The sequence below is a fragment of the Pelagibius sp. genome (assembly GCF_028289705.1).
Lineage (GTDB): Bacteria > Pseudomonadota > Alphaproteobacteria > Kiloniellales > Kiloniellaceae > Pelagibius.
In genome coordinates, this window is sequence record NZ_JANQOI010000136.1 from 18,491 (window position 1) to 36,577 (window position 18,087).

An 18,087-nucleotide genomic window follows, 5' to 3' on the forward strand; every position below is an offset into this window, starting at 1 on the left:
TCGCATTCGGATCTCGCATGGGGTCCTCGGTCATGTACAAGTTGCTGGGAATCGTCGGCGTCTGCCTGGCCTCGACGGTGCTGGTGGCGACAATCGGCATCTGGCAAATGGCCAAGATCGGCCTCGAGATCGAGGCCATCGCCGAAGACGACATGCCGCTGACGACGATCATCAGCCGGATCACCACACACCAACTGGAGCAGGCGATCCTGCTGGAGCGCATTCTACGGCTCAGCGAGCCCTCCGCCGGCACTTCGCTTGAGGAGCTGCACAAGGTCGAGGCGGAGTTCGAGAAGCTCTCCAAGAAGGTGGATGCGGAGATCAAGGAAGGCGAACACATGGCCGAGGAGGCCCTGGGCCATGCGCGCACCGAGGCGGAGCGCGTCGAATACGCCCATGTGCTGGAGGCCCTGACCAAGATCGAGCACGAGCACCACACCTACCACGAGCACGCCGTGGAGATTTTCGAGCTGACCGATGCCGGACGCCGGTCCGAAGCGACGGATTTGATCCACACCATCGAAGCCGAGGAAGATCAGCTCACCCACGAATTGGAGGCGCTCCTGGTGGAGATCGAGACCTTCACGCTGACCGCCATGCAAACCGTCGAGGCACACGAGAAGGCGGCCATCTGGCAGATGATCATCGTTTCCATCGGCGCCACCCTGATCGGCTTCGGCATCGCGGTCTGGTTCACCCGGGCTGCCGTGGCGCGGCCGCTGGGCGAGGTGGCCGGCGCCCTCGACCGCCTGGCCGAGGGCGACACCAGCGCCCAGGTGGACGTGCGCAGCCGCGACGAGATCGGCCAGGTGGCCAAGGCCTTTCAGACCTTCAGGCAGAAGACCGAGGAGCTGAAGCGCCTGGAGGAACAGCAGGTCCAGGATCAAGCGCGTCGGGAGCAGGAAAAGCGTCAGCAGATGAAGGAACTGGCAGACAACTTCGAGACAGCCGTCGGCGGTGTCGTCGACACGGTGTCTTCGGCGGCCACCGAACTGCAGGCCACCGCGCAGACCATGTCGGCGACGGCTGAGGAGACCACCACGGAATCTGCCAGCGTCGCCAGCGCTTCGGAAGAGGCCTCGACCAACGTGCAGACCGTGGCCTCCGCTTCCGAGGAGCTCTCAGCCTCGATTTCCGAGATCACCCGCCAGATCGCCGAGACCAACCAGGTCACGCAGAAGGCGGTGGACGAGGCTGACGTGGCCAGCCGCTCAGTGAACGAACTGGCCGAGGCCGCCCAGAAGGTGGGTCACGTCGTCAACCTGATCCAGGACATTGCCGAGCAGACCAACCTGCTGGCCCTCAACGCCACCATCGAGGCGGCGCGTGCCGGTGAGGCGGGCAAGGGCTTTGCCGTGGTGGCCAACGAGGTGAAGTCCCTGGCCAACCAGACCGCCAAGGCGACCGAGGACATCGGCCAGCAGGTCGAGGGCATGCAGGCCGCCACCGGCGGCGCGGTGACTTCCATTGAAGGCATCGTCGGGGTGATCAATCAGATCAGCGAGAATGCCAACGGCATCGCCGCTGCCGTGGAGGAACAGAACGCTTCCACCCAGGAGATCGCCCGCAACGTTCAGCAGGCCGCGGCCGGCACCCAGCAGGTGACCACCTCGGTGAACGCGGTGCGGCAGGCCGCCGACCAGTCCGGCGCCTCGGCCGCCGAAGTGCTGGACGCCGCCGGCGAGCTCTCCAAGCAGGCCGAAAAGATGCGCAGCGAGGTCGGCCAATTCGTCGCCGGCCTGCGCAAGGGTTGAAATCTAAACGCGTTTAAAACCATAGCGGAAACGTGCAAAAGGCCGTGTTGAGACATGGCTTTTTGCTTTCAATTTTAAGGCGATTTCTAGGACAAAATTCGCGATAAACTCACAAATTAGAAGCACGTTCCTATAAGTTGCTCTGTCGTCTGCTCTCTGTCTTCAAAAGCGCAAAACGTTAATGTATAGAAGGCGCTAGCCAGTCATATTTAAGGTTGAATTTTTCTCAGAAATACACTCAATAAGGAAAATTCTCTTAATCTTTTTCCCTCATTTCGCGTAGATGTTGTCATCATATCAATTACGTTAATCGATTGGAATTAACGGAAATCTTACCCTATTGCGGTCTACTGGTCTCAACAGCGTTCCACCAATGCCGTCGAACAAAGAAGCAATGGGTGAGTTATGGCAATGAAATGGATGAAGGGGGCCGCCGCCGGGGCCTCCGGCAGCAGCATTCACAAGCAGATGGTCGACAATATGCCCGTCAGCGTGATGCTCTGCGACCTCGACAACTTCACGATTACCTACGCGAACTCCTCGTCTCTCGAGGCCTTGAAGGGCATTGAGCACGCGCTTCCGGTTCCCGCGGATCAGATCGTCGGGCAATCGATCGATATCTTCCACAAGAACCCGGCGCACCAGCGCAAGCTGCTGTCCGACCCCAAGAACCTGCCCTTCGCCACCAAGATCTCGGTCGGCGGCGAGTGGCTGGATCTTCTGGTGACCGCGCTCCACGACGAGCGGGGCAACTATGTCGGTCCCATGCTGACCTGGAGCGTCGTGACCCAACAGCTCAAGCAGGAGCGGGAAACCGAAAAGCTGATGCGCATGCTCGACGAGATGCCCATCAACGTTATGCTGGCGGACAAAGAGACGCTGGAAATCACCTACATCAACAAGACCAGCATCGACACGCTGCAGCCGCTGCGCAGCCTGCTTCCGGTACCGCCGGAAGAGCTGCAGGGCACGTGCATCGATGTCTTCCACAAGAACCCCTCCTACCAGCGGGGCATCCTGGCCGATCCGCGCAACCTGCCGCACCGGGCGATCATCCAGTTGGGTGACGAGAAGCTCGACCTGCAGGTGGCAGCCATCATGGACGAAAACGGCGACTACATCGCGCCGATGATCTGCTGGTCGGTGGTCACCCAGAACGTGCGCCTGGCGGACAACGTCTCCTCCGTGGTTTCGGCGGTCTCTGCGGCCTCGGCGGAGATGCAGTCTTCGGCCAATTCGCTGACCGCCACCGCCGACGAGACCTCCACCCGGACCTCGACCGTGGCCTCCGCATCGGAGGAACTGAGCAGCTCGATTTCCGAGATCTCCCGCCAGATCACGCATTCGACCGAGATCGCCCAATCGGCCGTCAAGTCGGCGCAGGAGGCGACGACCATGATCAACGGCCTGGCGTCTTCGGCCGAGAGCATCGGCACCGTGGTCAACATGATCCAGGACATCGCCGAGCAGACCAACCTGCTGGCCCTCAACGCCACCATCGAGGCGGCGCGCGCCGGCGAGGCGGGCAAGGGCTTCGCGGTGGTGGCCAGCGAGGTCAAGGCCCTGGCCAATCAGACCGCCAAGGCGACCGAGCAGATCGCCCAGCAGATCGGCGACATTCAGAATTCCACCGGTTCGGCGGTTTCGGGGATCACCGAGATCACCAAGACCATCGAGGAGATCAGCTCCGTCACCACCGCCATCGCCTCGGCGGTGGAGGAGCAGGGCGCCGCGACCCAGGAGGTCAATCAGAACATCTCCGCGGTCTCCCAGGCTTCGAACGAAACCGAGCGGATGTCCAAGGACGTGCTGCAGGCCGCCTCCGAGCTCTCCGGCCAGGCCGAGCAGTTGGAAGGCCACGTCTCTGAGTTCGTGAAGACCATGGAAGCATCCTGACGGAAGGCGCTGAAGAGCGGGCCGGATCCCCCAAGAGGCGGGGGCGGCCCCTCAACAGAGACTCACCCGAAAGGCAGGGCCAGGTGCATGCACCTGGCCCTCTTCTTATGGCCTTCGCCCGTCTCAAGGACTTCCCGCCTTGGGGGCTGCCTTGTGCCGGTGGCGGGGGCTCGCCTTGCGGCGCTTCGGCTTCTTGGCGGCGGCCCGTCCGGCGGCAGCCACCGCCAGCTCGGCCCAGGGCAACAAGCTCTCCGGCGCCGCCATGGCCGCCTCAGGAGGCCGCCAGTAGGACATGGTGACGGGCTTTGTCTTGCCCTCGTAGACGAAGGGCTCGCTGCCGGCCGCGGCGAAGCGGTCCACCGACTCCGCGTCGACCTTCAGGTAGAGCTGGTCATAGGCGATGAGGGCGAACATCACGCCGTCGAGATAGAAGCCCCAGCCGCCGAACATGCGCCGTGGCGTCACCGGCCCTAGCGGTGCCAGCAACCCAAGACAACGGTCGACGTAGGGATGCCGCCCCGGCACCGACGAGGCGTCTTTCGACTTTGCCGAAGTCCGGGACAATGGCCTAGCTGCCGACGCCGATCCGCGGCGGGCAGGGGGTCATGCTCCGGTCGCGCTGGCGGGCCCGGTCGGCGATCACAAAGTCGTGCAGGGTCTTGCCGCGCTCCTCGGCGAAGCGCTCCTCCAGCACCGTCATCTCGTGCATGCGGTCGAGGCGGAAGGCACGGAAGTCGCCGCGCAGCTCGCACCAGGCGATGAGCAGCCAGACCGGCCCGTAGAAGGCCAGCGCCAGCGGCCGCACGGCACGCTCGCTGGCCCGCCCTTCGGCGTTGCGGTAGTGGAAGTGCAGCTTGCGCCGGTTGCGCAGTGCCGCCCGGATGGCGGCGGCATCGACGCTCATGGGCGCGGCGCTGTGGTCGGCCGGGGCGGCCAGCGGCGTGCGCTCCACCTGGTCACGCAGGCTTTCCGGCAACACCGCCTGAACCTTGGCGACCACGTCGGCGGCCGCCTTGGCCAGGGCCGGGTCGGCCCAGGACTCGATGATCCGCGCGCCCAGGACCAGGGCCTCGATCTCCTCTTCGGTGAACATCAGCGGCGGCAGGTCGAAGCCGCGCTGTAGCACGTAGCCGACCCCGGCCTCGCCCTCGATGGGCACGCCGGAGGCCGCCAGGTCGCGGATATCCCGGTAGATGGTTCTCTCCGACACCTCCAGGGTGTCGGCCAGGCGCCGCGCGGTCACCAGCTTGTGGCGGCGCAGTTCCTGGACAATCTGAAACAAACGATCGGCTCGGCGCATCCTGTCTCCTCCTGACAGAGACCATAACAAAAGCATGCTGACAGCATGTTGTCAGGAGGGATTTGCTACATCTTGCGGCCTGGAACAAACCCCGAAAACAAACCCCGAAAACAGATCCCCCCGCCACGGAGACCCGCCGTCATGAGGATGAGCAGCCTGCACCCCATTGTCACAACCGATCATTTTTCTGAGACGAAGACTTTCTATCGTGCGCTTCAATTCACCTATGCCTTCGAGGGGGAGTGGTACGTCCATCTGGTCTGGCCGGCCAATCCGGTGCTGCAGTTGGCCTTCATGCGCCCGGAGCAGGCCAGCCAGCACCCGCTGTTCCGCTCCCGCTTCTCCGGCAAGGGACTGTTTTTCGGGCTGGAGGTCGACGCCGTGGACAGCGTGCACGACGACCTGCTGCGCCGCGGCTTTGAGATCGAGGTGAGCCTCAGGGACGAACCCTGGGGACAGCGGCATTTCGCCATCCAGGACCCCAACGGGATCATGCTGGACTTCTACACCATGACCGAGCCGACGGCGGACTATGCCGAGCAGTTCAGGGCCGAAGGAGGGACGCCACGCCGCCGGCGCCGGGAGCCCGACCCCCTGGTCCTGGCCGAGCCGGCCCTGGGTTGATCACATCCTACGAGAGGAGATTTCAGGATATGAAGAGCGAAACCATGACCGCCGAACCCGCCAGCGTTGCCGGACCGGCCCTGGGCACCATGAACCATGTGGGCCTTACGGTGCGCGATCTGGCGGCCTCGACGGAGCGTTTCTATGCGCCACTGCTGCGCTTTCTGGGCTACCAACCCATCGTCGAGGAGCCGGCGATGTCGGTCTGGCTCTCGGCGAGCGGCTGTGCGGTGAACCTCTGGCAGGCCAAGCCGGAACATGCCGAGCGACCCATAGAGCGCTATGCGCCGGGCTTCCACCACTTCGCATTCAACGCCGACAGCCGGGAAACCGTCGACCGCTGCCACGCGATGCTGCGCGAAGCGGGCATCAAGGTCCTGGATCCGCCGGCCGACTACGACTACGAGCCCGGCTACTACGCCCTGTTCTTCGAGGACCCCGACGGCCTGAAGTTCGAATTGGTCCACCTGCCGCCCCAGGCCGATGCCTCACTGGTGGCCTAAGGGGCAGGGCCGGAAACCTCTAGCACCCTAACCCGAGATGAAAGCCTATTTGCCAACGCCATCCCTCCCCAGATCGTCACCCTCGGGCTTGTCCCGAGGGTCCATGGACAGAGCGAGACCGGGACCGCGATGGATTGCCGGAACAAGTCCGGCAATGACGATCGGGGAGGGGGCAGTGGATGGGAACCCTTTGGCGGACAAGGTTTCGTTTCGGGTCGGCCTCTCAGGCGAGGCTGTGCAGGAAGCCGTCGAGGGCCGCGATGGCGTCCTGCCAGTTTTGTTCGGCGCTGCGGCCGCTGGCCTTGCGGGGCTTCAGGTCGTGGCCGCCGTCCTCCGCCCAGTGCAGGCGGATGGTCGGAGGCAGGCCATAGCCTTCGACTTCCGCGCGGTTGCCGAGGCTGTCGCGGGTACCCTGCAGAATCAGGGTCGGGACCGTCAGCGCGGCGAGATGCGCGGTGCGCAGCCGCTCCGGCTTTCCGGCGGGATGGAAGGGATAACCCAGACAGGCCAGCCCGCGCACCCCGGCCTCTTCGGCAATGAGGCTCGCCATGCGGCCGCCCATGGACTTGCCGCCGATCACCAGGCGCTCCGGGCCAAGCGCCGCGATCACGGCCTGCCAGCAGGCCAGCAGTCTTGGAGCGCGGTCCGGCGGGCGCCTTTTGCCGTCGAGGCGGCGTTTGGCCATGTAGGGAAACTCGAAGCGGACGACCCGCCAGCCGCGTTCGCCCAGGGCCTCGGCAAAGGCCGTCATGAAGGGGGTGTCCATGGGGGCGCCGGCGCCATGGGCGAAGGCGAAGGTGAGGGGCGCGGCGGCCGGGCCGTCGGTCAGGAAATCAGGTGGACTGTCAGGCATAAACTGAGGTGGACTGGGGCTTTCGGTCATCGGTCTGCCATGGGTCTGCCATGGGTCTGACATGGGTCTGGGCGGTCTTTCATCGCAAAGCAGGGAAATTCTAACGCTCTCTTAACCAAGCCCCGGGATGATAGGAGGGCTTCCGAGCCTTGTCCGCCCCGGCCGCGAAATCAAGCCGGTCCAGGGCGATTGAGACACCACAGGAGCAGGCCCATGGATGACATTCGCCATCGCGACCTCAGCCAGATTCCCGAAGAGGAGATGAGCCTTGAGGAACGCCGCGAACTGAAGCGCCGCTTCGAGGAGTTCGTCGGCCTGATGCGTCGTCCCTCGGTGGCCGAGAAGCTCGGCACCAGCCCGTCGAAGAAGCAGCACCGCCGCTGGGATCCGGCGAGCATGGGCAAACGCCCCCGCTCCTAGCCAGTCAACAAAGTTCGTCTGAGAAATAGGGGCTGCCGGTCGGCCTGACGTCCGATCTATTTCTTCCGGAACGCGTCGAGGGTCACGACCTTTTCCTCGCGCTCGCCCTCGTCGGTTTTCTCGTTTTCCTGATCGCCCGCCTTGGCGGTTTTGGCCGGGGCCGTCTCGGTGTCCTTCACCGGCGGCTTGGGGGTGGCGAGGTCGGGCCGGGCGTTCTCCAGCACCGCGGTCTGGTCGTCGGCTTCGGCCGGTGCCTTGCCGCTGTTGACCGGCTCGACGTCGAACTGCAGGCCGAAGCGCACGGAAGGGTCGGCAAAGGCCGTCACCGCGGCGAAGGGAATCACCAGCCGGTGCGGCACGTCGGCGAAGCTGAGGGTGACCGAGAAATTGTGGTCGGAGACTTCCAGGCCCCAGAACTGATGCTGCAGGACGATGGTCATCTCGCCGGGGTAGCGCTCCTTTAGGGCCGAGGGAATGTCGACCCCGCTGTGGTCGGTGCGAAAGGTGATGTAGAAGTGGTGGTTCCCTGGAAGGCCCTTCTCCGCAACATAGACCAGTGCCCGCCGCACCACGCTGCGCAGAGCATCCTCAACCATACGGTCGTATCGCAATTCCTGCTTCGCCATAGCCTCCACCACGCTCTTGCGCACCCTGCACGCAGCCTTGCCGATTATCGTTGTTTGTCCCGCCGGCCTGTCGCGCCGCCAAGACCCCTCGGCATAGGTGGGGCGTTCCCATCGCCGGTCGCGCCCCGGTGGGGCGTTCCCATCGTCGGTCGCGCCCCGGTGGGGCGCTTCTGTTGCCAGGTGCGCCCCGAACCCCGCCTAGGCGTGTGAAGGCCTAGGGCTTAAGTCGGCTTACCCGACCGCATTAAGCGGCGAGGCGTGCCTCACTGTAGTTGTCGTTCGCAACTATAGTATGGCCCGATAACGGCGGTACCATGCCGGGAACCAAACCCATCTTTACCACGCACGTCGATCCTATTTCGCCCCCAAAGACTCCCTGGTGCACCCGGTCTGTGCGGTGAACTGCAAGGAAATGGTGGAGGCGCCGGGTACTGCCCCCGGGTCCGTCGCGCTTATTCCACGGGCCTGTTTAGCGCCATAGCCGGTGAACCGGCATAATCAATATAGGGCTTTTCCTGGTGAGTTGGAAGAACCCCGAACGCTCGGGGCAGGGGCCTTAACCTTCGCTTAACCGCCTGCGGCCTCTGCCCCGGCGGCGGCAAAAGCGCTACAATGCCAAGGCGACTCCGGCCGGCCATCCATGGGCTTGGCCGGCCGCCGAAACCTCAACGGGCCAAGGGAACGGATCAGCGGTGCAGCAATACCTCGACCTCCTCCGCCGGGTGCGTGAAGACGGGTGCTACAAGGGCGACCGCACCGGTACCGGGACCCAGAGCGTCTTCGGCCATCAGATGCGCTTCGATCTCTCTGCCGGCTTTCCCCTGCTGACCACCAAGAAGCTGCACGTGAAGTCCATCGTCCACGAGCTCCTGTGGTTCCTGAAGGGCGACACCAACATCGCCTATCTGAAAGCCAACGGGGTGCGCATCTGGGACGAATGGGCCGACGAGAACGGCGACCTGGGGCCGGTCTATGGCGCGCAGTGGCGCTCCTGGCCGGCGCCGGACGGGCGCCACATCGACCAGATCCGTCAGATCCTCGAGCAGCTCAAGAGCAACCCCAACTCCCGCCGCCTTGTGGTCTCGGCCTGGAACGTAGCGGAGATCGACAAGATGGCGCTGCCGCCCTGCCACTGCCTCTTCCAGTTCTACGTGGCCGAGGGGCGGCTGTCCTGCCAGCTCTACCAGCGCAGCGCCGACATCTTCCTGGGCGTGCCGTTCAACATCGCCTCCTATGCGCTGCTGACCCTGATGGTGGCGCAGGTCAGCGACCTGGAGCCCGGTGACTTCGTGCATACCATGGGCGATGCCCACCTCTACGTGAACCACCAGCAGCAGGCCGATCTGCAGCTTCAGCGCGCCCCCCTGGCCCCGCCGCGGATGAAGATCAATCCTGCGGTGCGCGATCTCTTCGCCTTCCGCTTCGAGGACTTCGAGCTGGTCGGCTACGAGGCGCACCCCCACATCGCCGCCCCCGTGGCCGTTTGATTCCGGTGCAGGTGATCGAAGCCGCGTTCCATGGCTGACGTTCCCGTCGCCCTCATTCTGGCCCGTGCCGAGAACGGGGTGATCGGCCGTGCCGGGGGCCTGCCCTGGCACCTCTCCGGCGACCTCAAGTTCTTCAAGGCGCAGACCATGGGCAAGCCGCTGGTCATGGGGCGTAAGACCTATCAGTCCATCGGCAAGCCCCTGCCGGGCCGGCCCAATCTGGCGATCAGCCGCGACCCCGGCTTTCGGCCTGAGGGTGTAGAGGTTTTCGCCGATCTGGCGGCCGCGCTGGTCCGGGCAGAGACGTTGGTGGCGGCTATGCCCGGGGAGGGGCCCCGGCGCGAGATCATGGTGATCGGCGGCGGCCAGATCTACGCCCAGGCCCTGCCCCTGGCCGAGCGCATCTATCTCACCGAGGTCCATGCGGTTCTGGAAGGGGACACCTTCTTTTCCGAACTCGATCCCGCGGAATGGCGCGAGGTCTCGCGCGACCCCCAGCCCTCGCCGGGCGAGGGCCAGCCGGGCTTCAGTTTCGTGATTCTGGAACGGGTGCGGCCCACCCCATCGACGCAGCCCGGGTGATCGGCCCGGACATCGTTCCGCGGCAAAGGTTCAAACCCGGGCCATAAGGCTCTACACTGCTGTTCCCAACATTGAAAGAAGGGGAGGTGCCAGGCTCATGGCAAAGGTCAGCTCCACAACGGAACTTCCGGTGCCGGCCCAGGCGGTCTGGTCGGTGATCGGCAACTTCAACGGCCTGCCGGAGTGGCACCCGGCGGTTCAAAAGAGCGAAAGCAAGAAGGACGGCGGCACCACGGTCAGGACCCTTTCGCTGATGGGGGGCGGCACGATCGAGGAGAAGCTGGAACAGATCGACGATAAGGAGCGGCTCTACACCTATTCGATCCTCTCCAGTCCGCTGCCGGTCGCCAACTACAAGGCGACCTTGCGGGTGCGCGAGGCGGACAGCGGTGGCTGCAACGTCGAGTGGTCCAGCGAGTTCGACGCCTCCGGCGTCACCGAGAACGCCGCCGTCGAGCAGATCAGCCAGATCTATGAAGCGGGCTTTGAGAACCTGAAGCGCATGTTCGGCGGCTGAAGGGGCCGACCGCTCGCCGGACCCCTTTGGCCTGCAAACATCTGGTGGTGACTCAGCCGCCGGCCTTCAGGTCGGGCCAGTTGCGGTCGGCCTTGGCGATGTTTCCGGGGATATCGCGGGCCCAGCGCCGCTGCACCGACTGCGAATAGTTCAGATAGAGCTTGCCGTCCTCGATCTTCCAGGCATCGGGATCGATGGAGGCGGTATAGCCCTGGGAGACCGCCCAGGCGCAGTAGCCGCCGTACTGGGGTGCGTAGCGTTCCGGGTCGGCGGCGAAGGCATCGCGGTTCTCCGCCGAGGCGAACTGCCAGGTCGCCCCCTCGTAGACATGGGTGAAGAGGGGCTTGCCCTCCACCGGCTTGCCCTCGGTGAAATAGGCCACCGGGTCATAGCCGCGGATCGCCTTGCCGCGGTGGGAGAACACCGGGTCGATGGCCAGGGCCGGCCTGGCCCCCACAAGCCCCGCGGCGACGAGGCCGCCGGCCATCACGAGGCCGGCGAACCGCCGGCGGGAGACTTCCAACTGTGCCATGGGTCTTTCCCTTCGTTGCCCTGCCCAGATCTCGATCACACCTGGTCTGGAAAATATCCCGTCGCCGGCCAGCCGCAATGAACGCTCCCTCACGTTTCTGCGAGCCCCCCGACCGAAGCCACCCCGGTCCGGGCTATTGCATGACGATCTGGGGGGCCTTACGGGCGCCGCCGGCGTCGATCTGCTGAGAGACCTTGTCCCAGACGCGCCGGGCGATGGCGGCATAGGCCTGGGCATGAGCGGCATCGGGGTTGGAGACCACGACCGGCCGGCCGCCGTCGGAGGTTTCGCGGATCTCGATGTCCAGCGGCACCTCGCCGAGGAACTCCATGCCCAGCTTCTCGGCCTCCCGCCGGGCGCCGCCGTGGCCGAAGATGTGGGATTCGTGGCCGCAGTTGGGGCAGATGAACATGCTCATGTTCTCGACGATGCCCAGCACCGGCACGTCGACCTTGCGGAACATGTTGAGGCCCTTGCGCGCGTCCAGCAGGGCGATGTCCTGGGGGGTGGAGACGATCACCGCGCCGGTCAGCGGCACCTGCTGGGCCATGGTGAGCTGGGCGTCGCCGGTGCCCGGCGGCATGTCGACCATCAGGATGTCCAACTCGCCCCAGTCGACGTCGCGCAGCATCTGCTGCAGCGCCGACTGCACCATCGGCCCGCGCCAGATCATCGGCGTGTCCTCGGCTACCAGGAAGCCCATGGACATGCATTTGACGCCGTAGTTCTCCATGGGGTTGAGGGTCTTGCCGTCCGGGGAGGAGGGGCGCCCGCTGATCCCCAGCATGCGCGGCTGGGAGGGGCCGTAGATGTCCGCGTCGAGCACCCCGACCTTGAGGCCCGCCGCGGCCAGGCCAAGGGCCAGGTTGGTGGTGGTGGTGGACTTGCCGACGCCGCCCTTGCCGCTGGCCACCGCGACGATTGAGCGCACGCCAGGCACCATGGCCTGCTGTGCCCCGCCGGCCTGGGCGCCCGGTCGCTGGGGCGCGGCGGCCTTGCCGGGGGCGGCGCCTGTGGAGGCGCCGGCCGGCGCTCCTGCGGGGCCCGCGCGTTCGGCGGTCAGCACCGCGGTGACCGAGGTGACGCCGTCCAGGGCGTGGACCGCCTGTTCCGCGGCTTTTCGCAGGGGTTCCAGGCCCGCCCCCTCCCGGGGATCGACCTCGATGGCGAAGCCGACATTGCCGTCTTTGACGACCAGACCGGAAATCATCCCCAAAGTGACGATATCCTGCTTCCTGCTGGGTTCAACAATTCCCTTCAAGGCCGCTAAAATGCTTGCCTCGGACACTCCACTCATCCTTGAAAACTCCCCGATACGGCCGATATGCAGGCAGGAGGCTCCCGCCGTCACGTCCCGCCATCACGTATAGAACAATAGCGCAAGCGTGATATAAGTCCGGCGCGCGGCGATTGCAGCCTCGAATCCGAGCTTTCGGCGTAGGTTAGCCAAGTCAGGCAGTTTAACTAGGCAACGGGATCATGTGCTATGCCTTGGGAGAATAAAGGTGGCGGCGGCGGCCCTTGGGGCGGCGGCGGTGGTGGTGGATCCGGCGGGTCCGGCGGCGGCGGCCCTTGGGGGCGCGGCGGTGGCGGCGGCGGACAGCGCCCGCCCGACATCGAGGATTTCATCAAGAAGGGTCAGGACCGCGTCCGCAGCATCATCCCGGGCGGGGGCGGCGGCCTGGGCAAGACGGCCTATCTCTTCATCGGCATCGTGCTGCTGGGAATCTGGCTGTTCACTGGCTTCTACCGCGTGCAATCCAACGAGCAGGGCGTGGTGCTGCGCTTCGGGCAATGGGTGCAGACCACCCAGCCGGGTCTGAACTGGCATCTGCCCTGGCCGATCGAAACCGTCGAGACGCCCAGCGTCACCTCGGTTCAGCAGATTGACGTCGGCTTTCGTGCCGGCGGGCCCGAACGGACCCGCGCGGCGCGGCGCGACGTCGAAGAAGAAAGCCTGATGCTGACCGGCGACCAGAACATCATCGACATCGATTTCACAGTGCAATGGAAGATTGCCGATGCTGGCCAGTATCTCTTCAACATCCGCGATCCCGACGCGACGGTGAAGATTGCCGCTGAGAGTGCGATGCGCGAGATCATCGGCCGCACCGACATTCAGCCGGCCCTGACCGAGGCGCGCGGCACCGTCGAGGCGGAGGCCCGCAGCCTCTTGCAGGCGACACTCAACGAGTATGAAGCGGGCATCGAGATCACCGAATTGGTGCTGCAGGACGTGCAGCCGCCCAAGGCGGTCATCGATGCCTTCAACGACGTGCTGCGTGCACAGCAGGACCGCGACCGCCTGCGCAACGAAGCGGATCGCTATCGCAACGACATCCTGCCGCGTGCCCGCGGTGAGGCGCAGCGCGCCATTCAGGAAGCCGAGGCCTACAAGGAACAGCTCGAAAACGAAGCCGAGGGTGAGGCCGAGCGGTTCCTTTCCGTCTTTCGGGCCTATCAGCAGAACCCGGATGTCACGCGCCGTCGCATGTACCTGGAGACCCTGCAGGGCGTGCTTAGCGAGACCGACAAGGTGATCATGGATGGCGGAGCCCAAGGCTCCGGCGCCATTCCCTACCTGCCCTTGAACGAGCTGCGCGGCCGCTCCGCCGGCGTCGGCGGCGGCAGCTGAGGAGGACGACTATGGGCAAGTATTTGAACTTGATTATCGGTTTGGTGATCGTCGGCCTCGGTCTGCTGGCCTACGGGACCCTGTTCACCGTCGACGAGCGTGAGCAGGCCATCGTCATGCAGTTCGGCGAACCCAAGCGGGTGATCTCGGACCCAGGCCTGGCGTGGAAGCTGCCGATCATCCAGGATGTGCAGTACTACGAAAAGCGTGTGCTCAATCTCGACCCGCCGGCGGAAAACATCCTGTTGTCGGATCAGAAGCGCCTAATCGTCGACGTCTTTGCGCGCTACAAGATCACCGATCCGCTGCTGTTCTTCCAGACCGTGCGGACCGAGGGCGTGGCGCGTCAGCGCCTCGGTGGCATTGTCAACGGCAGCCTGCGTGAGGTGCTGGGCAACGAGACCCTCTCGTCGGTTCTGTCTGAGGAACGCACGCGCATCCTGCAGAGCATTGTTCAAAGCGTCGACAACGAGACCCGGCGCTTCGGCATCGTCCTTGTCGATGTGCGTATCCGCCGCGGTGACCTGCCGGACGAAACCCGGGAGTCGGTGTTCGACCGCATGCGCTCGGAGCGTGAGCGTGAGGCCGCGGAATTCCGCGCCCAGGGCTTCGAGCAGTCCGAGCGTATCCGGTCGGCGGCCGACCGCGAGGCCATCGTCATTGCCGCCGAGGCCAAGCGTCAGTCGGAAATCCTGCGCGGTCAGGGTGAGGGCCTGCGCACGGAGATCCTCAACAACGCTTACGGCCAGGACCAGGATTTCTTCAATTTCTATCGCTCGATGCAGGCTTACAGCGCAGCGCTGGATAGCGAGAGCACCTACATGGTGCTGTCGCCGGACAGCGAGTTCTTCAGCTTCTTCGATGCCATCGGCGGCGACCTGCCCCGGGCCGCGCCGAGCCAGTGATGACGCGCGGGCAGGGGGTGCCGTGTGCTTTGCCCGGTACCCTGCCCGGCGGCGCCCCGGCGTAGGAGTGCCCCTGAGATCGCACCTGGATTCGACCCGGCGATCCGGCGTTTCCTGCGTCCGGACAGGCGATGACCGATTTCCTGACCGCCCTGGCTCTGGTGCTGGTGATCGAGGGGCTGTTCCTTGCCGTCTTCCCCCATCGTCTGCGTCAGATCCTACAGATGCTGGAGCAGATGACACCGGAGAACCTGCGCGTCGGCGGGCTCTGTGTCGCGGGGCTGGGAGTCTTTTGCGTATGGCTGCTGCGGGGATAGAGTTGCGGGATTGATAACGCCGGAATCCTGGCGTCGGGCGGCGATTTGCGCCGCGAACGTCAGGGTATTCATAGGGTCGCCATAAATTCGCCCACTTCGTATCCCAGGCTTCCGGTGCTACACTTTTTCTTGAGAGAGCCTAAATACGGCTTGTGAATGGGTCCAAATTGGATAGTCAGGAAGCAGGGCCGGCGCCGCGCGCCGCAGCCGTGTTTCGCTGTTGCGGTATCGGCCCGGAAACCCAAACGGACCTTCCCGATCCCTTTGGACAGGACTCCGATCATCGGCGGAGCGGCACTCTAAGCGAGGGAGAAGACCGAAAGTGACGCGAATTTCCACAAGGCAAGGCCACAAGGCCGTGGTTCTTGCAGCGGTGCGCCAGGCAGCCGCCCGGCAATGGTTGCTCGGTGTGGCGGTCCTGCTCTCCGCCTTGATGGCCCTTGCTTGGTCGGCCGCCGTGCAGGCGCGTCCGACGCCCGACTCCTTCGCCGATCTGGTGGAGGGTCTGCTGCCGACGGTGGTGAACATTCAGACCCGGCAAACCATCGAGGGCGGCCAGGCCGAACAGTTCGAGGAGTTCTTCAAGGAGTTCTTCGAACGGCGCGGCGAAGGTGCCCCCCCGCCGCAGCAGCGCCGCCGCGGCTCCTCGCTCGGCTCGGGCTTCGTCATCGATCCGAGCGGTTTCATCGTTACCAACCACCACGTCATCGCCGATGCCGACGAGGTCGAGGTGGTCTTCGCCGACGGCACCAAGCTGGAAGCGACGGTGGTGGGCAGCGACAAGGACACCGATCTGGCGCTCCTGAAGGTGGAAGCTGACCGCGCGCTTCCCTCGACCGAATGGGGTGACTCCGACCAGACGCGGATCGGCGACTGGGTGGTGGCCATCGGCAATCCCTTCGGCCTGGGCGGCACGGTGACCGCCGGCATCGTTTCGGCGCGCCAGCGCGACATCAACGCCGGGCGCTACGACAACTTCATTCAGACCGACGCGGCCATCAACAAAGGCAACTCCGGCGGCCCGATGTTCAATCTCGACGGCCAGGTGGTCGGGGTGAACACGGCGATCTTTTCGCCCTCCGGCGGTTCGGTGGGCATCGGCTTTGCGACCCCGTCCTCCATGGCCAAGAACATCATCGCCCAACTGCGCGACTCCGGCGAGGTCCGTCGCGGCTGGCTGGGCGTGCGCATTCAGAACGTGACCGACGAACTGGCCGAGGGTCTGCGTCTCGACCGGCCGCGCGGCGCCCTGGTCGCGGCGGTCACCGAAGGCGGCCCGGCCGAAGCCGCCGGCATCAAGCAGGGCGACGTGATCCTGGAGTTCGACGGCCGCCCGGTCACCGAGATGCGCCGCCTGCCGGCCATGGTCGCCGAGACCGGGGTCGGTGCGACGGTGGACGTGAAGATCTGGCGCCGCTCCAAGGAAGAGACGGTGAAGGTGGAGATCGGTGAGTTGCAGGCCGAGCAACTGGCCTCCGCACCTGCCGACCAGAGCCCGCAGCAGGTGGATCCCGACGAGATGGAATCCCTTGGTCTTGCCCTCGGCAAGATCACACCGGAGCTGCGTGCCCGCTTCGAGCTGGACGAGGACACCAAGGGTGTCGTCATCACCGAAGTGGAAGAGGGCGGCTCAGGCGCCGAGAAGGGCCTGCGCCCCGGCGACGTCATCGTCGAAGTGGACCAGGAAGAGGTGCAGACCCCGGCGGAAGTGGTCGAGAAGGTGGAGAAGGCCAAGTCCGAGGGTTACCGCGTGGTGACGCTGCTGGTGTTCCGTCAGGGCGACTTCCAGTGGGTCGCCGTGCGCATCGACCAAAGCTGACCGGCTGTTGAAGAAGTGTCTGTCGGAGGCACGCCACCCTTCGAGACGGCCCTTCGGGCCTCCTCAGGGTGAGGTGAGATGTTGAACTGATTGACCTCATGCTGAGGAGCGAAGCGTCTCGAAGCACGAGGTCAATCACCCAACTGAATTTATCAACAGCCGGCTAGAGTTCTTGTTGTTCTGACGGAACCGATTCGACGCAAGTCGAAGATCAGCTAGCCCGGCTCGTCCTCGCGAAACTCCGATCGCCGGTAGCCCTGGAGATAAAGCAGCGCCGTCAGGTCGCCGTGATCGACGCGGTAGCGGGCGGCGGCGCGCACCTTGGGCTTGCCGCGGAAGGCGACGCCCAGGCCGGCCGCGCCCAGCATCGCCAGATCGTTGGCACCGTCGCCCACCGCACAGCTCTCCCGCAGCGTCAGGCCCAGGCTTGCGGTCAGCTCCTCCAGGGCGGCGAGCTTGGCGGCCCGCCCGAGAATCGGTTCGGCCACCCGTCCGGTGAGGCGACCGGCCTCGACCTCCAGGCGGTTGGCGCGGTCCTCGCTGAACCCACAGCTCTGCCGGATCTTCTCGGTAAAACAGGTGAAGCCGCCGGAAACCAGGGCGCAGTAGGCCCCCGCGGCATGCATGGTGGCGACCAGCGTGCGCGCCCCGGGCGTCAGGGTCATGGTCTCCGCCGCCGCCTCCAGGGTCTTCTCGTTCATCCCGGCGAGCAGGCCGACCCGCTCGCGCAACGCCGCCTCGAAATCCAGCTCGCCGGCCATGGCGCGCGCGGTGATGTCCTGCACCTGCGGACCGATCCCGGCGACGACCGCCAGTTCGTCGAGCATCTCCTGGGCGATGATGGTCGACTCCATGTCGGCCACCAGCAGACGTTTGCGCCGGCCCTCCGGGGGCTGGACCGCCAAGTCCAAGGGGGCATTACCCAGCGTGTCGCGCACCTGGGCCTGGATGATGGTCGGTTCGTTGCCGTCGAAGGGGATATCGCAGGCAATGCCTTCGGCCAGCCAGTCCGGCTCGCCGGGTAGGCCGCCGCCTCTGGTGATCGCGGCACGCACAGCTTCCGTCAAGGCCGCGGTCAACGGCCTTGAGCGCGTGTCCCCGATCACGGTAAGCACGTACGGCATCGGCAGCTTATACAGAGGCCCTGCCTTGTCCTGCAAGGCGGACCCAGGAACACCGATCCGAGGGGGCATGACGGGCGGCGAGCGGCAGCAGAGCGTGGTGATGATCGCGGGCCCGACCGCCTCGGGCAAATCCGGCTTGGCGGCGCAACTGGCGCAGGCGCTGGGCGGTGTCGTGATCAATGCCGATTCCATG

The 18,087-nt window shown here is 65.2% G+C and carries 19 protein-coding genes, 1 other RNA gene and 1 pseudogene; 13 read left to right on the forward strand and 8 right to left on the reverse strand.

Features of this window, described 5'->3' with window-relative positions; translation table 11 throughout:
* Positions 1 to 32: 32 nt before the first annotated feature.
* On the forward strand, positions 33 to 1,754 hold the full coding sequence (locus Q0996_RS17420) for a methyl-accepting chemotaxis protein (RefSeq protein WP_299622585.1): 1,722 nt from the start codon (positions 33 to 35) through the stop codon (positions 1,752 to 1,754).
* Between the two features lie 405 nt (positions 1,755 to 2,159).
* A complete protein-coding gene (locus Q0996_RS17425) occupies positions 2,160 to 3,650 on the forward strand; it encodes a methyl-accepting chemotaxis protein (protein ID WP_299622588.1) in 1,491 nt (496 codons plus the stop codon).
* Between the two features lie 123 nt (positions 3,651 to 3,773).
* Here Q0996_RS17425 and Q0996_RS17430 read toward each other — a convergent pair whose 3' ends face one another.
* Together Q0996_RS17430 and Q0996_RS17435 are read right to left on the reverse strand one after the other, a co-directional pair.
* On the reverse strand, positions 3,774 to 4,214 hold the full coding sequence (locus Q0996_RS17430) for a TfoX/Sxy family protein (protein ID WP_299622591.1): 441 nt from the start codon (positions 4,212 to 4,214) through the stop codon (positions 3,774 to 3,776).
* Positions 4,215 to 4,218: 4 nt separating this feature from the next.
* Positions 4,219 to 4,950, reverse strand: coding sequence for a YafY family protein (locus Q0996_RS17435; RefSeq protein ID WP_299622594.1), 732 nt, complete (start codon positions 4,948 to 4,950; stop codon positions 4,219 to 4,221).
* A 141-nt stretch (positions 4,951 to 5,091) separates the two neighbouring features.
* Between Q0996_RS17435 and Q0996_RS17440 the strand changes: the two genes are divergently transcribed.
* Entirely contained in the window at positions 5,092 to 5,574 is a 483-nt protein-coding gene (locus Q0996_RS17440; RefSeq protein ID WP_299622596.1) for a VOC family protein, read from the forward strand.
* Positions 5,575 to 5,603: 29 nt separating this feature from the next.
* Positions 5,604 to 6,077 carry a VOC family protein gene (locus Q0996_RS17445; protein WP_299622599.1) on the forward strand — a complete coding sequence of 158 codons (474 nt, stop codon included), beginning with the start codon at positions 5,604 to 5,606 and terminating at the stop codon, positions 6,075 to 6,077.
* 223 nt (positions 6,078 to 6,300) lie between these two features.
* On the opposite strand, the gene Q0996_RS17450 is transcribed toward Q0996_RS17445, so the two are convergent.
* Positions 6,301 to 6,930 (reverse strand): alpha/beta family hydrolase, encoded by a 630-nt coding sequence (locus Q0996_RS17450; RefSeq protein WP_299622602.1) that lies wholly within the window; start codon positions 6,928 to 6,930, stop codon positions 6,301 to 6,303.
* Positions 6,931 to 7,143: 213 nt separating this feature from the next.
* On the opposite strand from Q0996_RS17450, the gene Q0996_RS17455 reads away from it, so the two are divergent.
* Entirely contained in the window at positions 7,144 to 7,350 is a 207-nt protein-coding gene (locus Q0996_RS17455) for a hypothetical protein (RefSeq protein WP_299622604.1), read from the forward strand.
* Between the two features lie 56 nt (positions 7,351 to 7,406).
* On the opposite strand, the gene Q0996_RS17460 is transcribed toward Q0996_RS17455, so the two are convergent.
* The gene (locus Q0996_RS17460; RefSeq protein ID WP_322096743.1) at positions 7,407 to 7,976 is read right to left on the reverse strand and encodes a ClpXP protease specificity-enhancing factor SspB; all 570 of its coding nucleotides are present in this window, start codon (positions 7,974 to 7,976) and stop codon (positions 7,407 to 7,409) included.
* A 158-nt stretch (positions 7,977 to 8,134) separates the two neighbouring features.
* Positions 8,135 to 8,509: a transfer-messenger RNA gene (gene ssrA / locus Q0996_RS17465) on the reverse strand.
* Between the two features lie 159 nt (positions 8,510 to 8,668).
* On the opposite strand from ssrA, the gene Q0996_RS17470 reads away from it, so the two are divergent.
* From Q0996_RS17470 to Q0996_RS17480, 3 genes are all read left to right on the forward strand, one after another.
* Positions 8,669 to 9,463, forward strand: coding sequence for a thymidylate synthase (locus tag Q0996_RS17470; protein WP_299622609.1), 795 nt, complete (start codon positions 8,669 to 8,671; stop codon positions 9,461 to 9,463).
* Positions 9,464 to 9,493: 30 nt separating this feature from the next.
* On the forward strand, positions 9,494 to 10,045 hold the full coding sequence (locus Q0996_RS17475; protein WP_299622612.1) for a dihydrofolate reductase: 552 nt from the start codon (positions 9,494 to 9,496) through the stop codon (positions 10,043 to 10,045).
* 97 nt (positions 10,046 to 10,142) lie between these two features.
* A complete protein-coding gene (locus Q0996_RS17480; protein ID WP_299622615.1) occupies positions 10,143 to 10,562 on the forward strand; it encodes an SRPBCC family protein in 420 nt (139 codons plus the stop codon).
* 52 nt (positions 10,563 to 10,614) lie between these two features.
* Here the strand turns inward: Q0996_RS17480 and Q0996_RS17485 are convergent, their stop codons facing one another.
* Together Q0996_RS17485 and apbC are read right to left on the reverse strand one after the other, a co-directional pair.
* Positions 10,615 to 11,049 carry a YHS domain-containing (seleno)protein gene (locus tag Q0996_RS17485; protein WP_322096744.1) on the reverse strand — a complete coding sequence of 145 codons (435 nt, stop codon included), beginning with the start codon at positions 11,047 to 11,049 and terminating at the stop codon, positions 10,615 to 10,617.
* 178 nt (positions 11,050 to 11,227) lie between these two features.
* The gene (apbC, locus tag Q0996_RS17490; RefSeq protein WP_299622621.1) at positions 11,228 to 12,391 is read right to left on the reverse strand and encodes an iron-sulfur cluster carrier protein ApbC; all 1,164 of its coding nucleotides are present in this window, start codon (positions 12,389 to 12,391) and stop codon (positions 11,228 to 11,230) included.
* Between the two features lie 189 nt (positions 12,392 to 12,580).
* On the opposite strand from apbC, the gene hflK reads away from it, so the two are divergent.
* The 4 genes from hflK (at position 12,581) to Q0996_RS17510 (ending at position 16,770) form a co-directional block, all read left to right on the forward strand.
* On the forward strand, positions 12,581 to 13,729 hold the full coding sequence (gene hflK / locus Q0996_RS17495) for an FtsH protease activity modulator HflK (RefSeq protein ID WP_299622624.1): 1,149 nt from the start codon (positions 12,581 to 12,583) through the stop codon (positions 13,727 to 13,729).
* Positions 13,730 to 13,740: 11 nt separating this feature from the next.
* Complete coding sequence (hflC, locus tag Q0996_RS17500) at positions 13,741 to 14,634, forward strand: protease modulator HflC (protein ID WP_299622627.1); 894 nt, start codon at positions 13,741 to 13,743, stop codon at positions 14,632 to 14,634.
* A 131-nt stretch (positions 14,635 to 14,765) separates the two neighbouring features.
* Positions 14,766 to 14,951 carry a DUF2065 domain-containing protein gene (locus tag Q0996_RS17505; RefSeq protein WP_299622630.1) on the forward strand — a complete coding sequence of 62 codons (186 nt, stop codon included), beginning with the start codon at positions 14,766 to 14,768 and terminating at the stop codon, positions 14,949 to 14,951.
* A 322-nt stretch (positions 14,952 to 15,273) separates the two neighbouring features.
* On the forward strand, positions 15,274 to 16,770 hold the full coding sequence (locus tag Q0996_RS17510) for a DegQ family serine endoprotease (protein ID WP_299622632.1): 1,497 nt from the start codon (positions 15,274 to 15,276) through the stop codon (positions 16,768 to 16,770).
* Between the two features lie 215 nt (positions 16,771 to 16,985).
* Here the strand turns inward: Q0996_RS17510 and serB are convergent, their stop codons facing one another.
* On the reverse strand, positions 16,986 to 17,894 hold the full coding sequence (gene serB / locus Q0996_RS17515) for a phosphoserine phosphatase SerB (protein ID WP_299622635.1): 909 nt from the start codon (positions 17,892 to 17,894) through the stop codon (positions 16,986 to 16,988).
* A gap of 67 nt (positions 17,895 to 17,961) precedes the next feature.
* Between serB and Q0996_RS17520 the strand changes: the two are divergent.
* Positions 17,962 to 18,087 (forward strand): annotated as a pseudogene (locus Q0996_RS17520) (AAA family ATPase); the annotation flags it as partial.